The following is a 16,406-nucleotide window of genomic DNA, read 5'->3' as shown; positions in this document are numbered from 1 at the left end:
AATCATTTGGAAAATTAAAATACATGATATAATCATTCACAAATCATGATAATAAAAGAGGGATCGCTTATGGAAATGAGACATGTTAAAACATTTTGCGCCATTGTGAAGTATGGTAATTTTTCTAAAGCTGCGCATGCGCTAGGTTATGCGCAATCTACTGTTACAGCACATATGAAAGCTTTAGAGAACGATTTACATATTCCTCTTTTCGATCGGTTAGGGAAAAAAGTGCTACTCACAAAAGCAGGTCATCAATTTCATCCTTATGCATTAGAATTACTTTCAATATATGAAAAAGCGCAAGAAATCCCCCAAAATACAGATTATTTAGAAGGTACATTAAGTATTACATCTAATGAATCATTAGCGGTATACCGATTACCAAAGTTATTACGTACTTACAAACAGAAAAATCCGAAAGTAAATATCGTACTTGAAACAAACACAAATGAACAAGCATTGCAAAAATTACGTGAAGGAGAAACAGACGTTGTCTTCATAATTGGAGAAAGTATAGAACATAATGATTTTATTACGCGAACTTTTAGTAATGAAACATTTGGATGGATTTTACCAGCTTATTCTGCTGCACATACAAATCCATTCCAGTTATTACAGGACACCCAGTTCATTTTTACAGAACAAAGCTGCGGCTATAGGCCAATGGTAGATTGTTTTTTACGTCAAAGCAGGAATATTCCAGATAAAACATTTGAAACTTCCAATGTTGAAGTCATTAAACAATCCGTCATGTGTGAGTTAGGCATTTCAATTCTTCCTTATATCGTTGTACAAGAAAGTTGCCAAAAAGAACAACTATGTTTTCAGCCTATCGAAACTCCATCCGTTATTCAAAGTCATGTAATCTATCATAAATCTAGATGGATTTCCCCGGTATTACAGTCGTTTCTTTCCTTACTTGAACGAGATTAAGAAATTAAGAAATACATATAAAAAGAGTAATTGCCTAATAAGCAATTACTCTCTTTCATTAATTAGTATATTATTTATTAGTCTGTCCCCCACCTGCAATTAATTTACTACCTGAATATGTACCTTTGTTCATAAACACTTGATTAATTAATTCTTTTTGCTCAGCTTCCGACATTACTCCTTTTCCTTCTCCTAAATTCCCACTTTGTAATTTCCAAATCTTATTGTGATCCCCATCAACCTTTTCATATTTTCCTTGTTTCCATCTTTCTAAAATTTCTACATATGTACTTCCCTGCACAAGATCATTACTCTTTACAATATCAATTAAGCTTTCAATCCGCTCTTGTGTAATAAAAATATAACCCCACTTTTGATCAGCTTTCGCTTTTTGATGTGCCATTTCATGTAATGCTGTCTGTATGTTCTCATCTGTCCACTTAAAATTTTTATTAAAACCACTATTTGGCAATGAATAATTGCCATTTTCTAAAATCTTTGCATCTTCTGCTTTTACGTTACTATCAGCTAATACTTCTACTGCTGGAGCAGCTGGTGATGCCTTTTTCGCAGCTGGTTTACTATTATTCAAATAATGCAGCATACCATATGTTAAACCTACTCCGATTACCGCCATACCAGCTATAACACCTATTATTTTCAAAAATGTTTTCATCTCGCTTGTTTCCTCCCAAATATCTCTGTTCTGACTACCTAATTATTTCTTATATAAAAACTGTTACTTCATTCAAAATATCGCATCCCCTATCATATTATTTATATATACTTGCTCATATTGTATTTCTTTTCCTTTAAAATTGAAAGATTATTCTGTTAAATAATGAAAATATTCTACAAATTTTCCCTTTATATTTATAAAGAAACAAAAAAACAACGAGCGCGTTCTACAACACTCGTTGTTTTTACTTTATGCACGATTTTCTTTTAACCACTTCGTAATAGCATCTAACCTCGAAACATCAAAACGTCTTTCTTCACACACGTTCAAATTTTTTGAGTTTCTCACTATTTCTAATTCATTATTTCTTACACTTTTCGCCTCAATTAATTTACAATACTCATCTGTAACAGTATTTAAATTTTCATAATAACGCTGAAACGATTTTGATATATGTAAATGTTTTTCAAAGTTTCTTCTTCTTTTCGTCTCATCAGATACTTTCCGCTTTCTAAGTTCTTCATCGTTCGTATATAAATAAAAATATTGATCCGGAAAACCAATTTCCCTATTTATCATCTTTTCTTTATAAAAATTTTCTATTAAAGATAATGGCTGATTAAATATATCAAAATGAAAGCACCAATTATAACTAAGTGGTTGATATATATCCCCATCGAGTATTACTAATTCATATTGCTCTGACTTCTGAACAGCTATATTCCAGCGCTCAACTTGTTTTTCAAAATACCATGTTCTATGTTCATTTTTTGGCCTTTCAAATAAAGAATTCACTTCAGGTATTATATAAGCACCATAATTCTTTTCTAATTCACGGCACGTGGTACTTTTACCAACAGCGCTTGCTCCCTCAAATGCTATTATCCCCATAGTTTCCCCCTCTTTCATTAACTAAAATTTCGTTGTTTCGCTTTTCTTCCCCATAACTTTCTCCATAAAACAATTGAAGCGATAGTGAGCATGATTGTTGTAATGATACTACCTTCAATTCCGAACGTGCCTCCATGCAATGTTTCTGGTCCATTTGTTATAGACTTAAAAATTGGAGTAGAATATATAGTTGTGCCACTAACTGCAAAGCCATATACATTATATTGAGCCCAGTTCCAAATTGAGTGCCATGCACATATTCCCCACAGACCATCTTCTTTCAATACGTATAAAGCTGCGAAAACACCCACTAATATTATATTCGATATAGATAATATTGTAATTCCCGGATTAAGTAGATGAAGAAATCCAAATAAAAATGAAGTTACAATTATTCCAACCCATATACGACTTCTAACAGAAAGAACCGGGAATAACCAACCTCGTACAATAATTTCTTCCGTTGCCCCTTGTATTAAAAATGCAACTAGAGATCCTACTATTCCTACTATTACTGTTGAGGTAATATGTTGTACTTGCAATTTCATACTCCCCATTAATAATAGTAGAATAACTGGCGTTGAAATAAATACAAACCCTATTAACGCACCTTTTAAATACTTTCTCATCCATTTCTCTTTCCAAAAGCCAATGGATGAAAAAGGTCTTTTTTCTACAAAACGAACCCATATAAATAAAATAAATATAGCTCCGCCAAACGTTAACACCATTCTAACATTGTCATAAATACCTTTCATGAATATCGTTTCAGCTTTTGGTAAAAATAACATAAATAACATAAAAAGTTCGCCTAAAGTCAAAAATATAATGGCTAATATTACAGCAAAGACTGGATGCACCTTTTTTCTCCCTGCTTTTGCTGCTTCAATTATTATAAATGAATTATTTTTCACTTTCTTTTCTCCTTTTATAATATTTAACTACCAACAGTTAACAACCATATTTTACCATAAAAAATGCAATATTAATATTTACTCTAAGTTTTTCTTACATGATTTTGCATAAATCCAAATTAGGAATAATATATAAATAAAAGAGGTGCCTTTGTGCCTTTACTATTATCACCCAGATTACTCAGTGGTATTACCAGCACTTGCTATTTCCCACCATTTGTTGTAAGATAGTAATTAAGGTCAATTTAACACTATATTTTCTTTGCATATTATCAAGTATCAATCAGGGACATTTTGTACTCCTTATGGGTTTTTGATAATATGTGAACTTTTATTTTCATTCAAATAAGGCCGATCATATTGTAATTTTTCTACTTTTAGGAGGCATTACCATGACATTAACAGGTAAAGTAAAATGGTTTAACAGCGAAAAAGGTTTCGGTTTCATCGAAGTTGCAGACGGTAACGACGTATTCGTTCACTTCTCAGCTATCACTGGCGACGGCTTCAAGTCTCTTGACGAAGGTCAAGAAGTTAGCTTCGAAGTTGAAGAAGGTAACCGCGGACCTCAAGCTAAAAACGTTGTAAAGCTATAATTCAAACAATAAAAAGGTTGTTACCAGCAAGGTTAACAACCTTTTTAATATATAACTAAAATTTTTTACATAAAAGGAGTGGTTACATGTATCGCAATCGAAAGAACGATGTAGCAGAAGTACCACCAGAACAAACCCCTGTTTGGGAATGTGAATCAGAGGATTGTTTAGGATGGATGAGAAAGAACTTTTCATTTGAAGAAGAGCCTAAATGCCCTTTATGTAAAAGTAGCATGAAAAGCGGAGAACGTTTATTGCCTAAATTAGGTTAATTTATAATAAAAAAAAACCTCTTTTAATTAAGAGGTTTTTTTTTATTATAAATTTATGTCTTCAATATCAGTTCGCACTATAGAATACAATAATGCATCGTGTTGCTTATTTCCTTGATGAATATATCCGCGCAATAGACCTTCCTTTTGAAAGCCGATTTTAGATAACATTCTACAAGAAGTAACATTTTCAGGATATGTAATAGCTCCAATTCTAAACAAACCCAAATCTTTAAACCCATAATCAATAATTTCTCGAGCCGCTTCTGACGCATAACCATTTCCCCAATAACGAGGATGCAGGTCATATCCAATCTCAGATCGTTTACTCCATAATTGTAAATTGTTTAGTCCAATTGTTCCTATTAAAACGTTCGTTTCTTTTAACACAATTCCCCATCGTATTGCCTTTTTCTCAAAGTAATTTTTCGAAAAAGATTCGATCATACGTGAAGCTTGTCCAAACTCCGTAAAAGAATTCATACCGTAATAACACGTTACTTCATCCAATGAAAAGATTTCATATATTTTTTGACAATAAGATTGTTCTATTTCAACTAAACGTAAGCGTTCTGTTTCTAATATAGGAAATGCCATAGGATCACTCCTTTCTCTCTACTCATTCATTATATCAGAAAAAATATTTATAATTACTAAAGTCCTTATTGTTCCATAAATCAAACATTTCTAATGACGCATTCCCTCTTTATTCTATATACACGAATTGGATACCTTCTGATTACTACTCAAACATGACGCTATAATTTCCATAAATCGAATTTCAAATTATCAAGAACTGTAAAAAAAATTGTTTCTTCATTTTCTCCTTCCAAACAACCACCCTACCCCATACATTTATGGTAAAATATAGTTAATATATTATTTTATTGTGGAGGTGTAAATTTCCTATGTATATATTCATCGGCTTATCCCTCTTACTCATATTACTTATTTTTTTATTCGCAAAAAAATTCACACCAAACTCTTTCATGATGACTAACTTTAAAGGCAATAGCTTTAAGACATTTTCAATCGGTATTTTAATCGCTGCCATACTCTCACTTTCATATGGAACTTATCATGCAGTAACATATCAACCTAGTTATTTAGATATTAAATTAAAAAATCAAAACTACACTGTTTTCGGTAATGTAGGCGAATTCGGTTATTTCTCCGAAGAATTATTAAAAAAAGATACTGAAGTTCAACTATATTTCGTCTCTTGGAAAAAAATGCAGTTAAAAAATCCGGTAATACTTATAGAATATCCTTCAGGAAAACAAGAAACATGGAAGCCAAATATCGTATTAATACCGATAAGTAAATTACAAGAAAAACATGATATAAAAGATATTTATCAACTATCACCGTATTCATTTAAAGAATCTGGAGAAATAACATTAACAATAAAAGAAAACAATGTAAAAAACAATAAAATTTCCATTCAAATAAAATAAATAAAAACTGTTCCTTCATTTTGCTGAAGGAACAGTTTTTATTTATTCTACAGTATTATTTATTTAATGTAGCCATTATTTCATTGGCAATATTCTTTCCATTTCCAATACACGCACCAATTCCAACACCGTAATATGAGGCACCAGCTAAATATACATTTGGATAAAGATTTGTCATTTTTTCTTGCAATGCTTGAACCGCTTGATTATGTTCTAAATGATATTTCGGCATTAAATCTTTCCAATTTGTAACTTCAACTACTTCTGGTTCACCTTTAATTCCGAGACTCTTTTCAATATCATATAAAGCTACTCGTACTAATTCTTCTTCATTGTAATCCTTGATTGTTTCATATACCGGATTGGTACTCTTATAAAACATTCTAACTAATAATTTTTGTTTACCCGATGTATGTTTCCACTTTCGACTTGTCCATGTACAAGCATCACAATGTAAATCACTGTTTTCCGTTACAATAAACCCCGTACCGTCAGCTGGTAGTTGTTCATCTAGTATGTCAAATCCTAAATAAATACTAATAAGAGATGAGTTTTTAAATGTATTAAACTGCTCATTTAACTCATTAGACTGTAATAAAGTTTGTGCTATATCATGTGGAGCTGCTAAAACAACATAATCAGCTTGTATTGTTTCATGATTTGCAAAAGAAATCTCATATCGATCTTCTTGTTTACTTACAGCCGTCGTTATAGCACCTTTTTTTACGACAGTTTCAGTCAGCACTTCTTCTAAGCGATTAATTATCGTAGATAGTCCACCTTTAAATGATACGAATTTTTTATTTCCTGCTGATTGAAATTGTGTTTTATTCTCTTCAAAACCTTTAATAATACTTCCATACTTATTTTTATAATCCAGTAAATATGGTAATGTAGATGCCATTGTAAGCTCATTCAATTTACCAGAATATACACCTGAAAGCACGGGAGCAATTTGTCTTTCCACTAACTCTTTCCCTAAGAAACTTTCTAAAAATAGAGCAAGTGATGTATCTTTCGTAAACTCTTTATTTTTCGTTATAAAATCTTTTAAAGCTACGATTTTCCCCTTCGTTGAGACTAGCGTACTGCTAAACAACGACCGGGCGCTCATCGGTATCCCAAATATAGTATCAGAAGGAATCGGATGTAACATGTTTTCAGAATATATGTAAGAAATACCCGTTTCATTATATACCATTTCATCTTCTAAATTTAAATCTTTTACAAGTGGCATAACATATTCATTACGAGCAACGATTGAATCCGCTCCTGACTCCATAATGAAATCCTTTTCTTCCACACTATGGATTTTACCACCTAAATACTCTTCTTTCTCAATAAGAATTAAATTTAAAGCGATATTATAATCCTTTTTTAATTTTTCTAAATAAAACATAGTAGAAAGTCCCGTTATACCTCCACCGATAACAACAACTGTTTTCATATGTGCTGCGCTCCTAACCGATACAATTAATAATTCCTTTTTATTATAACCAAAAGTCCTTATATTCGACTAGCAAGTTGTGCATTCTGTAAGAAATTAGACAATATATTTGAATATATTGTCTAATTACCTAATAAAAAGAACTATAACATTTACAAACCCCGTCATAGTTCTCTTTATTTTAAAAACATAAAGTAATTGATTAATTTATCTAGTTCTTGACTCAATGCCAATACTTTTTCATGTTGAATTCCATAATCCGATACTAAATATAAAAGTTCTTCTTTTTTTATTTCAATTACTTTTTCCAATTTCGCTAGTTCCATGTCGTTTTACATCTCTCCAAAAATAAAATGTATGTATTTCAGTATAGCCTACTTACATAATTAGTAAAAGTAAAATACGCATGTAAAATCTTACATATTTGAAAAAATAATATACTACTAACAAAAAAAGAAACTAGATTAAACATCCTTTTACAGATCATTAACATTCATTAAGAATTAATAACATAACGGAATTTTTCTAATGTGATATCTTTATAATTTGGAGCTCTCTGTATATGATTAAAATAACTATATGAGAATTTAAATACATGACCAAAATCCCAATCGAATTCACTATAGTCTTTTATCCAAAATATATTTTCAGTTGGTAAAATATTTGCACGTTTAGATTGAATTAAAGGTAATCGATCTATAGGTGAGTGTAAAGTTATTTCCGTATTCAGCTTGAGCTTTTGGCTAGCTCTTAGTACGTATACTAGTTTTAACAGCGGACGTATCCCTCGTTGAAATATATCTATATGTCCTAAATCGTACATTATATTAATTGCGTGGGAGTATGTAAGCAAATGCCCAATTAAATCATGATGTGATTCCGCTCGATAAATACTATTAAATTTCGATAACTCATTTAAAATGAACTGAGATACTTGTGTTGGATTACTCAATTCACTTTGTATCTCCTCTTCAAAACTTAATTGTTTTACTTCTTTCGTCGTATAACCAATCCACGATCTACCCGGAATTGTTTTTCGAAATGATAAAATAAGAGTAGTAATCCCTTCAATTGCTTGATTATCACCCCATTTTTGTAGCTCTTTCATAGCTAATAAACTTAATGACGCATAAATGACGTTATGCCCCACCCAATGAAGCTCATCAATCGTTTGTTCTAAAGATTTTATAATCATATTTTCCGCAATTTTAAAATCTATTTCTTTTTTATCATCAATCATCTCACCAATTTTTTTCTTGTTCAGCATCATCCTTGTTTGCGAATACATATTACGAGCTGTTTCTTCATCAATATTATTATCTTTCATAAAAAAATAACTAGCAATTGCAGCTGCTCCAAAATGTGCATGCCAAATATCATTTGTTTCTTTTTTACATTGAGAAATAATTGAAAGACCGCCTTTTAAAATACTTTTGTTTTCCATTGTTTTCCATTGTTTTCCATTGTTTTCCATTTTTTCCTCTCCTAATAAAAATCACTATATTTTCATCCTAAAGATGGTGTCAGGACAAATAAAATGTGATTCGATTCATCACTTTTATTCAAAAATCGATGCTTCACATTCGGTGGAATACGTACAACATCGCCTTCTTCTAAAAAATATTCTTTTCCCTCCAATTCCACATACACTTCCCCTTTCATAATAACAGCAATCTCTTCCTTATCTTCATGGGAATAATGGCTTTCTGTTGTATTTGCTTGTTTATTTAAATCCATCATTAACATTTCAATACGTGCTTTCATAAAATCAGGTGTTAATACATCATATACAATGTGATCATTGTTTTCCCGATATACTTTTTTTCGATCTTTTTTCTTAGAAATGAGCGAATCTGTATCAATATCGTTAATAAAAAGTGTAAACAGCGGTACATTTAATGCTTTTGCAATTAATTCCAAAACATTTAAAGAAGGATTAGCATGTCCTCTTTCAATTTGGCTAATTAGTGATGTACTAATCCCCGCATAATCAGCGAAATCACGAATTGTCATATTATTTTTCTTACGATAACTTAATACTGTTTGTCCAAGCCTATCATGTATCATAGTAAAACTTCCTTTCGTCCATCATAATGCATGTTTCGTTGTCTTTGTGCTGACATACTAAACAAAGGCAAATAACCCTTCCCTATTATCTCCGGGACTTATATACTTACTTTTGTACATTATATCGCATTAAGTTTATTATAATAAACATTCTATCGGAGGGACAAACTTTGAAATCAACTATTCTTTCATATTGCATCTTATTTTTTGGTGTATTCGCCTTATCAACTTCAGCAATTTTTGTAAAATTGGCAGATGCTCCTGCGACAATCATTGCTTTTTACCGATTATTCTTTGCCACACTAATTCTGTTACCGTTATTACTATTTAATAAAAATAGTCGAAATGAGCTAAAAACTTTAACGAAAAAACAATGGGCACTTGGATTCGTATCTGGGCTATTTTTAGCTGCACATTATGTACTATGGTTTGAATCATTACAATATACTTCTGTAGCAAGCTCTACAGTTATCGTAACGTTACAACCTTTGTTCTCAATGATTGGTGGTTATTTTTTATTTAAGGAGAGATTTACGAAAGGAGCAGTTATTGGTTGCCTCATCGCTATTTCAGGTAGTATCATCATTGGCTGGCAAGATTTCCAAATTAGTGGAGAAGCTTTATATGGAGATATTTTAGCATTTATTGCTGCCGGTATCATTACTGCTTATTTTTTCATTAGCCAACACGTTCGTAAAGATTTGTCACTTATACCCTATTCAGTAATTAGTTATGGAAGTAGTGCTGGCTTTCTTGGCATATTTGCTTTCACGCAACAAGAATCTTTCATCCATTACTCTACACAAACTTGGTTGTGCTTTATTGGATTAGCTTTCATTGCTACAATTTTAGGACAAACCATTTTTAATTGGTTATTAAAATGGATGAGTGCTACTGTAATTTCAATGAGTATTTTAGGTGAAACAATTGGCACTTGTATACTAGCGTACTTTATATTACATGAGACCATTTCTTTACAACAAGGACTAGGAATTACCGTTATTTTTATTGGTTTAGTATTATTTTTATTGCAGCCAAGTTCTAATAAAAAAGCATGACAGTATACTGTCATGCTTTTAACTATTCATTATGTACAATTAAACCATTCGGTCTAAAACGACTCATCATAATTTCATTAATAAACTTTCCATGAGCTTTCAAATTCCCTATCTTTACTCCCTCTTCTACAAATCCAAATTTTTCATATAAAGCTTTTGCTTTTGGATTCGTTTCTAACACACCTAGTTCTACTCTCTCTAACATTAACCAATTATCAGCCAGATCAAGCATCTTCGTAAGAAGTGCTCTCCCAATTCCTTTATTATGATATTCACTGTCTACTCCAATGAATAAATCGCCTGAATGAGATCTTCGGCCCGGACTTTGTGTTAAACCTACAAACCCAACAACTTCTCCATCATATTCTGCAACAAATTCAAATTGATTTGGTGCTAAATTTCGAATTCTATTTTCCATAGCTTCTACACGCATGCTAGGTAAGAAAACCATATACGGTAAAACGTCATCCTGTATACATATACGATGAATTGCTCTAGCATCTTGTATTTCTACTGCTCTAACGTTGATTCCCATCTTTCTCTCCTCCATATAAATAACAATATATTTGTGTGTATTCTAGAAACGTTCACGAATGACCTTCTCGCCCGTATTTCTTTATGTCATTTTTACATAATTATTTCGATATAATACTTAATTTCCAAAAATATTAACGACTATATGGATTTGGTTAACTTTTCACCTTGTTATATAAATCAAGCAAATTTTCAATCAGAATACCATTTAGTTTCATGCCGACTATATCACAATTTTCTATTTCAATATTTTTCAGATTACTATTACTTATAGTGCTACCTTCCAAATCACATTTATCGAATACAATAGGTTCCTTCTCATCTCCGAGACTTGTATTTTTAAATTGCACTCCACCTAAAGTCACCAAATTAAATTTACTGCCAGAAAGATTTAAATCTGCATATGATGACCTTCTAAAATTTATATTTCTAAACTTGGATTGACTTACATTACAATTACTCATATTCATATTCATTATATTGCTACCAACAAATGAACTGTTTTTTAAATTCACTTGATAATACTCTGTATTTGCTAAATTACAGTTTTCGTATTGACTATTTTTCATATCTTTATTTGTAACTACACTCGCTTTGTTTGAGCTTGTTTTTATTCTTTTCACGTAACAATACTCATCTTCCGATTCAAAAATCATTTGGTAACCCATCTTTTTATAAAAGTGATGATTGTTAATTTGTCTACTAGATGTTTCGAGATCCCAAATCTTTATGTTCGGATATTCCTTTTCTATTAATTTCATAACATGTGATCCAATTCCTTTTCCTTGATAAACAGGATCTACAAAAATACGATCAATTCGACCGTACGACTTACCAGAAATCGTAACTATTATCCCTCCGATTATTTCTTTATCCATTACAACTTTGAAAGAATCCAATTCTTCAATGGAATATTCCATCATTTCAACTGAAGAATATCCTGGCGGTTGAATGTTATAATCAATGACATCATCTTGGCCGTATAGCCATTGTTTTGCTTCTGCATCAAATGTTCTTTTCATTATTTCTGTTAATTTCTCAGCATCTAAAATTGTAGCTTTTTCTATAGATATTTTCGTCATTTTCGTTTTCCCCTTCATTATTACAAACCAACCATTTTTGTGAATGGCATAATTATCAATTCACTTTATTACCCCCTATTAAAACATTTATATCCTTATTTTTTTAAAAACAAAGAAAATTAACACTAATCACCCTCTTTACTATTAAACTACAAATCACCCTATATTTTCCACGATTACTTAATATTAATGAATAATAAAAAGAGACCATGTAATATAAACATGTTCTCTTCTTTTATTCATTTTCAATTTTATCCCGCTATTTGCCGGGCAGTAGGACCCCCACCTCAAAATTCAGCGAAAGCAAAGAAGTTAGGTGGGGGTCGGGCTAATAATCAGCGGGGGCTGACACCCCACTGATTAAAGTTTCACTTTATATAATTAAAAATTAGATATTACTTAAGCCACTCGTTGCAAGTATTACTTAACTGCTGTAAATCTTCTATAAATTGACTCGCATCATATCCATCACAAACCGAATGATGTACTTGTAATGAAACTGGTAGCATAACCTTGTTTCCATCGTTAAAATATTTCCCACAAGTTATAATTGGCAATAGAAAATTTTCATCATTATTAATATTAAGATTAAATCCAGTAAAACTAGTCCAAGGTATGCTAGAAATCGGAAATACATTAGGCGGAATATTTTCTTTCGTGAAAAGACCATGAACACTAGCATAGCATCTCATATCGTCTTCATAATTATTATAAAAAGTGCGGAAATCACTTGAATAATCCGTCCATATACTTGAAAAAGACTTATCATCTTTATGAAAGATTGTATAACTCGGTATCATTTCCTCCCAATAGCCTACAACTCCTTCATCGTTAAAACATGTTCGAAATTTTTTATGATTATTTACTACTCTAGAAATTAAATATATAAAAACGGGATAAAATTTTATTCCCTTTTGATATACTTCCCCTAATAACATCGTGATATCAACATTCACAGTCATACTAAATGTACATTTCAACTTTAAATAATGCTCAAAATGCTGCTCTCTATTCCAATCTTCTCTATCAATTACATGAAACTTCATTCTAATAGCCTCCTAAAATTTTCTTTTTATTTTAGAAGGCTAATTCCCTTGCTTTCACCATAATTGTTCACTCCTAACAGTTTATACATTTGACCCTAATTATTTATTTAATTATATAACATATGTAAGAATCAATTCACATATTTCTGGAAATCCATCCACATACTATAGATAAATCAAATGAAATTTGGAGGATACATACATGAATGACAAAAATATGAATAAAAAAGAAAATGTTACTGAAAATACTACATCTATTCAAAATAATAATACTGCAAACCTTACTATTGAAGAACAAGCAATGAACGGCTTATACGGAATGCCCGAAACAACAATTGAAGATGCTGATCACGCTGCAGCTGATGATTTGACTTCAAAAAATTAATTAACTACATTGAAAAAAGCCAAGGGAAATATCCTTGGCTTTTTTCACTATGCATCCACCTTTTGTATTTCTTCACTCTTTCTTGAAAGTTTACCTGGCCAAAAAGCAAATCGACCTAAAACTACTGTAATCGCGGGTACAAGTAACGGTCTTACGATAAACGTATCTAGTAATACGCCAATTGCAGTTACAATACCAAATTGAACTAATACTTGAATTGGAAGTGTACCTAACACAGCAAAAGTTCCTGCTAAAATTAAACCTGCCGATGTAATAACACTACCTGTTTGTATTACACCATTTTTTACTGCATCCAAGTGATTTTGTGTCTTTCTGTTTTTCCATATTTCTGAAACCATAAAGATATTATAATCTTCACCTAAAGCAACTAAAAATACGAATGCGTACAACGGTATCGCACCTTGAATGGCCGGCGCTCCCATACCGTAATGAAGTAATATCCATCCTGCTCCTAACGCTGAGAAGAATGATAGGACAACAGTTACAATTAAATAAATCGTCGCAACAACCGATCGTAAATAGACAAGTAATAGTAAAGCGATAATGCTAATCATTACTGGAATAATTACTGATTCATCACGTTCCGTAATTTGCTTTGTATCATATAATGAAGCTGTTTCTCCACCAATCCACAATTGCTCTTCAGCATTACTAATCCCAGCATCTTTTAATACTTTTTCTACACTGTTTTTCAATTTAGGAATTTGATCTAACGCTTCAATTGAGTATGGATTTTCCGCTAAAGAAACTTCATACATTTGTATTTGCTTATTTTCTTTTCCCTCTTTTGGCTCTTTCACTGTATTTACGAAAGAAAATTTCTCTAGTTCTTGTTTAATAGGAAGCTCTTTGCCTTTCGTATCAACAACAACTTTTATTGGTGCTAGTTCACCAGCTGAGAAATGATCACTAATTAACGTAAACCCTTCACGAGAAGGCATATCCTTTGGAAACGACTCTAATAAGTCATATGTGTATTGAATACGTGGTACGAATGAAGCCAATCCACCTAATACAAATACAGTTAGCATAATTATTGTCCATGGTCTTCGTACTACAATATCTCCAAGTTTTTTACTAAAGGAGCCTTTTGATTTTTTAACTTTTACAGCCCTCTTTTTCTTTCTTGCAAACTCCTCATTCATTGAAGTTGTTCTCGGTATAAACGGGAAAAATGCAATTCTACCGAAAATTAATAATAGTGCTGGTAAAATTGTTAAAGCCGCGATTCCCATTATAAATACAGCAACACTAAATGGTACTGCAAATCGATGAAAGGCACCATAATGAGCAAGTAATAATGTTCCTAATCCAAGTACGACAGTTAACGCACTCATTATAATTGCACCGCCAGAAGCTTTAATCGCAAGTTGCAATGCTTTATACTTACTTTCTTCTTCTAACAAGTACTCTCTATATCTCGAAATTAAAAATAGACAATAGTCCGTTCCAGCGCCAAACAATAATACTGTCATAATTGATATCGCTTGGGCATCTACTTTAATCCATCCGTGATCAGCTAAAAAACCGAGTGTAGGACTAATAATACCGTATGCAAAGCCAACAACAAGTATAGGTAAAATCGCTAAAATTGGTGAACGATACAGTAAAATTAACAAAACTAACACTAGTAGTACAGTAGCCACTAACAATTTCACATCTGCTTGACTAAATAAACTAACTGCATCCGTTTGAATACCTACAGGTCCTGATAATCGAACATGTAAACCAGATTCACTTATTTTTTGTTTAAATGGATCTTCATCCACCTTACTATTCACTATTTTTCTAAACTCTTCAAGATTTCCTTTTAATATATCCGTACCAGCAGATTTATTAAAAAATACCGGTGTAACAAATGATGTACCATCTTTTGACGCACTTTTTAATAATACTTGCTCTGGGATTGTATCAAATGGTGGTAACGTTGATTGTTCTTTTAAAGGACTAGATTTTAACTCTTTATAAACATCTTGTATGAGTTTATAATCCTGTGACTGTAATCCACCATCTCTATACCATACTACTAACAATGGATTCCCTGCATTATTCGGAAACTCTTTTTTCATAAGCGCTTCCGCTTGCTGTGACATAGCTGTTTCAGGTAAATTTTTCGGATTCGGTTCTTTCGTACTGTTTACTTGTGGTAACGTAAATGAAAGTAATAATGTAATAAGAACCCACACCGATAAAGTGATCCACTGCGTATTTCTCCCTGCTACAAGCCTCCCTAACATATGTAACGGGTGCTTTTTCATAAAAACCCACCTTCCTTTTTTCCTCCATTATTAATTATATATACTGGTCGGTTAATTAATCAAGAATGATTGAAAATTATGTTATAATTATCTCAATCATAAATGTCAGGAGCGAATGTATTTGGAACAAAAACAACGTCCTCTCGGAAGGCCGCGTCAAAATAAAAATACAAAATCTACAAAAGAAACCATTTTAGAAGTAGCAACCCGCTTATTTCTTACACAAAATTATCAAGTCGTTTCTATGGATGAGGTCGCAAAAGTTTGTGGTGTTACGAAAGCAACTGTCTACTATTACTATTCAACAAAAGCCGATTTATTTACCGCTACTATGATCGAAATGATGGTACGTATACGTGAGAATATGTCTCAAATACTCTCTACAAACAAAACTTTAGAAGAAAGATTATTAGACTTCGCTAAAGTTTACTTACACGCAACGATGGATATTGATATGAAAAATTTTATGAAAGATGCAAAACTGTCGTTATCTGAAGAACAATTGAAACAATTAAAAAATGCTGAAGATAATATGTATGAAGTACTAGAAAAAGCACTCGATAATGCGATGCACATCGGAGAAATTCCGAAAGGAAACGCTAAACTTGCGGCTCATGCTTTCGTATCTTTATTATCTATTGGGAATTTTAAAGATGAAAATCACAATCCTATTCTTGCAAATATAGATGAATTAGCACAAGAAATCGTTTCTTTTTATTGGAACGGATTAGGTCATTCATATTAAACTAATTTGCTTTAATAA

General features: G+C 31.8%; 19 protein-coding genes. 7 read left to right on the top strand and 12 right to left on the bottom strand.

The genetic code is table 11. From position 1 onward, the window contains the following. Positions 1-69: 69 nt before the first annotated feature. The gene (locus ACTFRU_RS22835; RefSeq protein ID WP_088363956.1) at positions 70-936 is read left to right on the top strand and encodes a LysR family transcriptional regulator; all 867 of its coding nucleotides are present in this window, start codon (positions 70-72) and stop codon (positions 934-936) included. Positions 937-1,006: 70 nt separating this feature from the next. On the opposite strand, the gene ACTFRU_RS22830 is transcribed toward ACTFRU_RS22835, so the two are convergent. The 3 genes from ACTFRU_RS22830 to ACTFRU_RS22820 form a co-directional block, all read right to left on the bottom strand. Continuing rightward, a complete protein-coding gene (locus tag ACTFRU_RS22830; protein ID WP_000846978.1) occupies positions 1,007-1,612 on the bottom strand; it encodes a PRK06770 family protein in 606 nt (201 codons plus the stop codon). Between the two features lie 252 nt (positions 1,613-1,864). Then, on the bottom strand, positions 1,865-2,524 hold the full coding sequence (locus tag ACTFRU_RS22825; protein WP_139850045.1) for an AAA family ATPase: 660 nt from the start codon (positions 2,522-2,524) through the stop codon (positions 1,865-1,867). Continuing rightward, a complete protein-coding gene (locus ACTFRU_RS22820; protein WP_440037881.1) occupies positions 2,524-3,420 on the bottom strand; it encodes a CPBP family intramembrane glutamic endopeptidase in 897 nt (298 codons plus the stop codon). Before ACTFRU_RS22820 ends, ACTFRU_RS22825 begins: the two co-directional genes overlap by 1 nt. A 392-nt stretch (positions 3,421-3,812) precedes the next feature. On the opposite strand from ACTFRU_RS22820, the gene cspD reads away from it, so the two are divergent. Further along, positions 3,813-4,016 carry a cold-shock protein CspD gene (cspD, locus tag ACTFRU_RS22815; protein WP_000176366.1) on the top strand — a complete coding sequence of 68 codons (204 nt, stop codon included), beginning with the start codon at positions 3,813-3,815 and terminating at the stop codon, positions 4,014-4,016. Positions 4,017-4,102: 86 nt separating this feature from the next. Then, on the top strand, positions 4,103-4,288 hold the full coding sequence (locus ACTFRU_RS22810) for a cold-shock protein (RefSeq protein ID WP_000286203.1): 186 nt from the start codon (positions 4,103-4,105) through the stop codon (positions 4,286-4,288). A 45-nt stretch (positions 4,289-4,333) separates the two neighbouring features. On the opposite strand, the gene ACTFRU_RS22805 is transcribed toward ACTFRU_RS22810, so the two are convergent. Then, a complete protein-coding gene (locus ACTFRU_RS22805; RefSeq protein ID WP_000885398.1) occupies positions 4,334-4,885 on the bottom strand; it encodes a GNAT family N-acetyltransferase in 552 nt (183 codons plus the stop codon). Positions 4,886-5,196: 311 nt separating this feature from the next. Here ACTFRU_RS22805 and ACTFRU_RS22800 point away from each other — a divergent pair, with 311 nt between their 5' ends. Beyond that, positions 5,197-5,745, top strand: coding sequence for a hypothetical protein (locus ACTFRU_RS22800; RefSeq protein ID WP_000275232.1), 549 nt, complete (start codon positions 5,197-5,199; stop codon positions 5,743-5,745). Positions 5,746-5,800: 55 nt separating this feature from the next. Here ACTFRU_RS22800 and ACTFRU_RS22795 read toward each other — a convergent pair whose 3' ends face one another. The 4 genes from ACTFRU_RS22795 to ACTFRU_RS22780 form a co-directional block, all read right to left on the bottom strand. After that, a complete protein-coding gene (locus ACTFRU_RS22795; protein ID WP_000860337.1) occupies positions 5,801-7,192 on the bottom strand; it encodes a protoporphyrinogen oxidase in 1,392 nt (463 codons plus the stop codon). 176 nt (positions 7,193-7,368) lie between these two features. After that, complete coding sequence (locus ACTFRU_RS22790) at positions 7,369-7,518, bottom strand: aspartyl-phosphate phosphatase Spo0E family protein (protein ID WP_000417698.1); 150 nt, start codon at positions 7,516-7,518, stop codon at positions 7,369-7,371. A gap of 170 nt (positions 7,519-7,688) precedes the next feature. Next, complete coding sequence (locus tag ACTFRU_RS22785; RefSeq protein WP_086389117.1) at positions 7,689-8,636, bottom strand: hypothetical protein; 948 nt, start codon at positions 8,634-8,636, stop codon at positions 7,689-7,691. Between the two features lie 62 nt (positions 8,637-8,698). Beyond that, a complete protein-coding gene (locus ACTFRU_RS22780) occupies positions 8,699-9,259 on the bottom strand; it encodes a helix-turn-helix domain-containing protein (RefSeq protein WP_000581028.1) in 561 nt (186 codons plus the stop codon). A 170-nt stretch (positions 9,260-9,429) separates the two neighbouring features. Between ACTFRU_RS22780 and ACTFRU_RS22775 the strand changes: the two genes are divergently transcribed. Then, positions 9,430-10,317: a DMT family transporter gene (locus ACTFRU_RS22775; protein ID WP_000843092.1), complete on the top strand. Its 888-nt coding sequence runs from the start codon at positions 9,430-9,432 to the stop codon at positions 10,315-10,317. A gap of 22 nt (positions 10,318-10,339) precedes the next feature. On the opposite strand, the gene ACTFRU_RS22770 is transcribed toward ACTFRU_RS22775, so the two are convergent. The 3 genes from ACTFRU_RS22770 to catA form a co-directional block, all read right to left on the bottom strand. Then, positions 10,340-10,852 carry a GNAT family N-acetyltransferase gene (locus tag ACTFRU_RS22770; protein WP_000512619.1) on the bottom strand — a complete coding sequence of 171 codons (513 nt, stop codon included), beginning with the start codon at positions 10,850-10,852 and terminating at the stop codon, positions 10,340-10,342. Between the two features lie 154 nt (positions 10,853-11,006). Further along, positions 11,007-11,951: a GNAT family N-acetyltransferase gene (locus ACTFRU_RS22765; protein ID WP_043924656.1), complete on the bottom strand. Its 945-nt coding sequence runs from the start codon at positions 11,949-11,951 to the stop codon at positions 11,007-11,009. Between the two features lie 377 nt (positions 11,952-12,328). Continuing rightward, positions 12,329-12,979 (bottom strand): type A chloramphenicol O-acetyltransferase, encoded by a 651-nt coding sequence (gene catA, locus ACTFRU_RS22760; RefSeq protein ID WP_000668526.1) that lies wholly within the window; start codon positions 12,977-12,979, stop codon positions 12,329-12,331. Positions 12,980-13,181: 202 nt separating this feature from the next. On the opposite strand from catA, the gene ACTFRU_RS22755 reads away from it, so the two are divergent. Next, positions 13,182-13,364 carry a DUF4021 domain-containing protein gene (locus tag ACTFRU_RS22755; RefSeq protein ID WP_006918627.1) on the top strand — a complete coding sequence of 61 codons (183 nt, stop codon included), beginning with the start codon at positions 13,182-13,184 and terminating at the stop codon, positions 13,362-13,364. Positions 13,365-13,411: 47 nt separating this feature from the next. Here ACTFRU_RS22755 and ACTFRU_RS22750 read toward each other — a convergent pair whose 3' ends face one another. Further along, entirely contained in the window at positions 13,412-15,643 is a 2,232-nt protein-coding gene (locus tag ACTFRU_RS22750; protein WP_152122076.1) for an MMPL family transporter, read from the bottom strand. A 121-nt stretch (positions 15,644-15,764) separates the two neighbouring features. Between ACTFRU_RS22750 and ACTFRU_RS22745 the strand changes: the two genes are divergently transcribed. After that, the gene (locus ACTFRU_RS22745) at positions 15,765-16,388 is read left to right on the top strand and encodes a TetR/AcrR family transcriptional regulator (RefSeq protein WP_440037880.1); all 624 of its coding nucleotides are present in this window, start codon (positions 15,765-15,767) and stop codon (positions 16,386-16,388) included. Positions 16,389-16,406 lie beyond the last annotated feature (18 nt).

The organism is Bacillus cereus group sp. MYBK220-1, from assembly GCF_051916445.1.
In the GTDB taxonomy this organism is placed as follows: domain Bacteria; phylum Bacillota; class Bacilli; order Bacillales; family Bacillaceae_G; genus Bacillus_A; species Bacillus_A cereus.
Note: the sequence above shows the minus strand (reverse complement) of the source record. Positions and strands in the feature narration are given on the sequence as shown.

Coding starts and splice junctions, on each gene's coding strand:
- ACTFRU_RS22750 (WP_152122076.1), bottom strand. CDS start 15,643: ATGAAAAAGCACCCGTTACATATGTTAGGGAGGCTTGTAGCAGGGAGA.
- ACTFRU_RS22755 (WP_006918627.1), top strand. CDS start 13,182: ATGAATGACAAAAATATGAATAAAAAAGAAAATGTTACTGAAAATACT.
- cspD (WP_000176366.1), top strand. CDS start 3,813: ATGACATTAACAGGTAAAGTAAAATGGTTTAACAGCGAAAAAGGTTTC.
- catA (WP_000668526.1), bottom strand. CDS start 12,979: ATGAAGTTTCATGTAATTGATAGAGAAGATTGGAATAGAGAGCAGCAT.
- ACTFRU_RS22770 (WP_000512619.1), bottom strand. CDS start 10,852: ATGGGAATCAACGTTAGAGCAGTAGAAATACAAGATGCTAGAGCAATT.
- ACTFRU_RS22780 (WP_000581028.1), bottom strand. CDS start 9,259: ATGATACATGATAGGCTTGGACAAACAGTATTAAGTTATCGTAAGAAA.
- ACTFRU_RS22785 (WP_086389117.1), bottom strand. CDS start 8,636: ATGGAAAACAAAAGTATTTTAAAAGGCGGTCTTTCAATTATTTCTCAA.
- ACTFRU_RS22805 (WP_000885398.1), bottom strand. CDS start 4,885: ATGGCATTTCCTATATTAGAAACAGAACGCTTACGTTTAGTTGAAATA.
- ACTFRU_RS22790 (WP_000417698.1), bottom strand. CDS start 7,518: ATGGAACTAGCGAAATTGGAAAAAGTAATTGAAATAAAAAAAGAAGAA.
- ACTFRU_RS22795 (WP_000860337.1), bottom strand. CDS start 7,192: ATGAAAACAGTTGTTGTTATCGGTGGAGGTATAACGGGACTTTCTACT.
- ACTFRU_RS22810 (WP_000286203.1), top strand. CDS start 4,103: ATGTATCGCAATCGAAAGAACGATGTAGCAGAAGTACCACCAGAACAA.
- ACTFRU_RS22765 (WP_043924656.1), bottom strand. CDS start 11,951: ATGAAGGGGAAAACGAAAATGACGAAAATATCTATAGAAAAAGCTACA.
- ACTFRU_RS22800 (WP_000275232.1), top strand. CDS start 5,197: ATGTATATATTCATCGGCTTATCCCTCTTACTCATATTACTTATTTTT.
- ACTFRU_RS22825 (WP_139850045.1), bottom strand. CDS start 2,524: ATGAAAGAGGGGGAAACTATGGGGATAATAGCATTTGAGGGAGCAAGC.
- ACTFRU_RS22835 (WP_088363956.1), top strand. CDS start 70: ATGGAAATGAGACATGTTAAAACATTTTGCGCCATTGTGAAGTATGGT.
- ACTFRU_RS22830 (WP_000846978.1), bottom strand. CDS start 1,612: ATGAAAACATTTTTGAAAATAATAGGTGTTATAGCTGGTATGGCGGTA.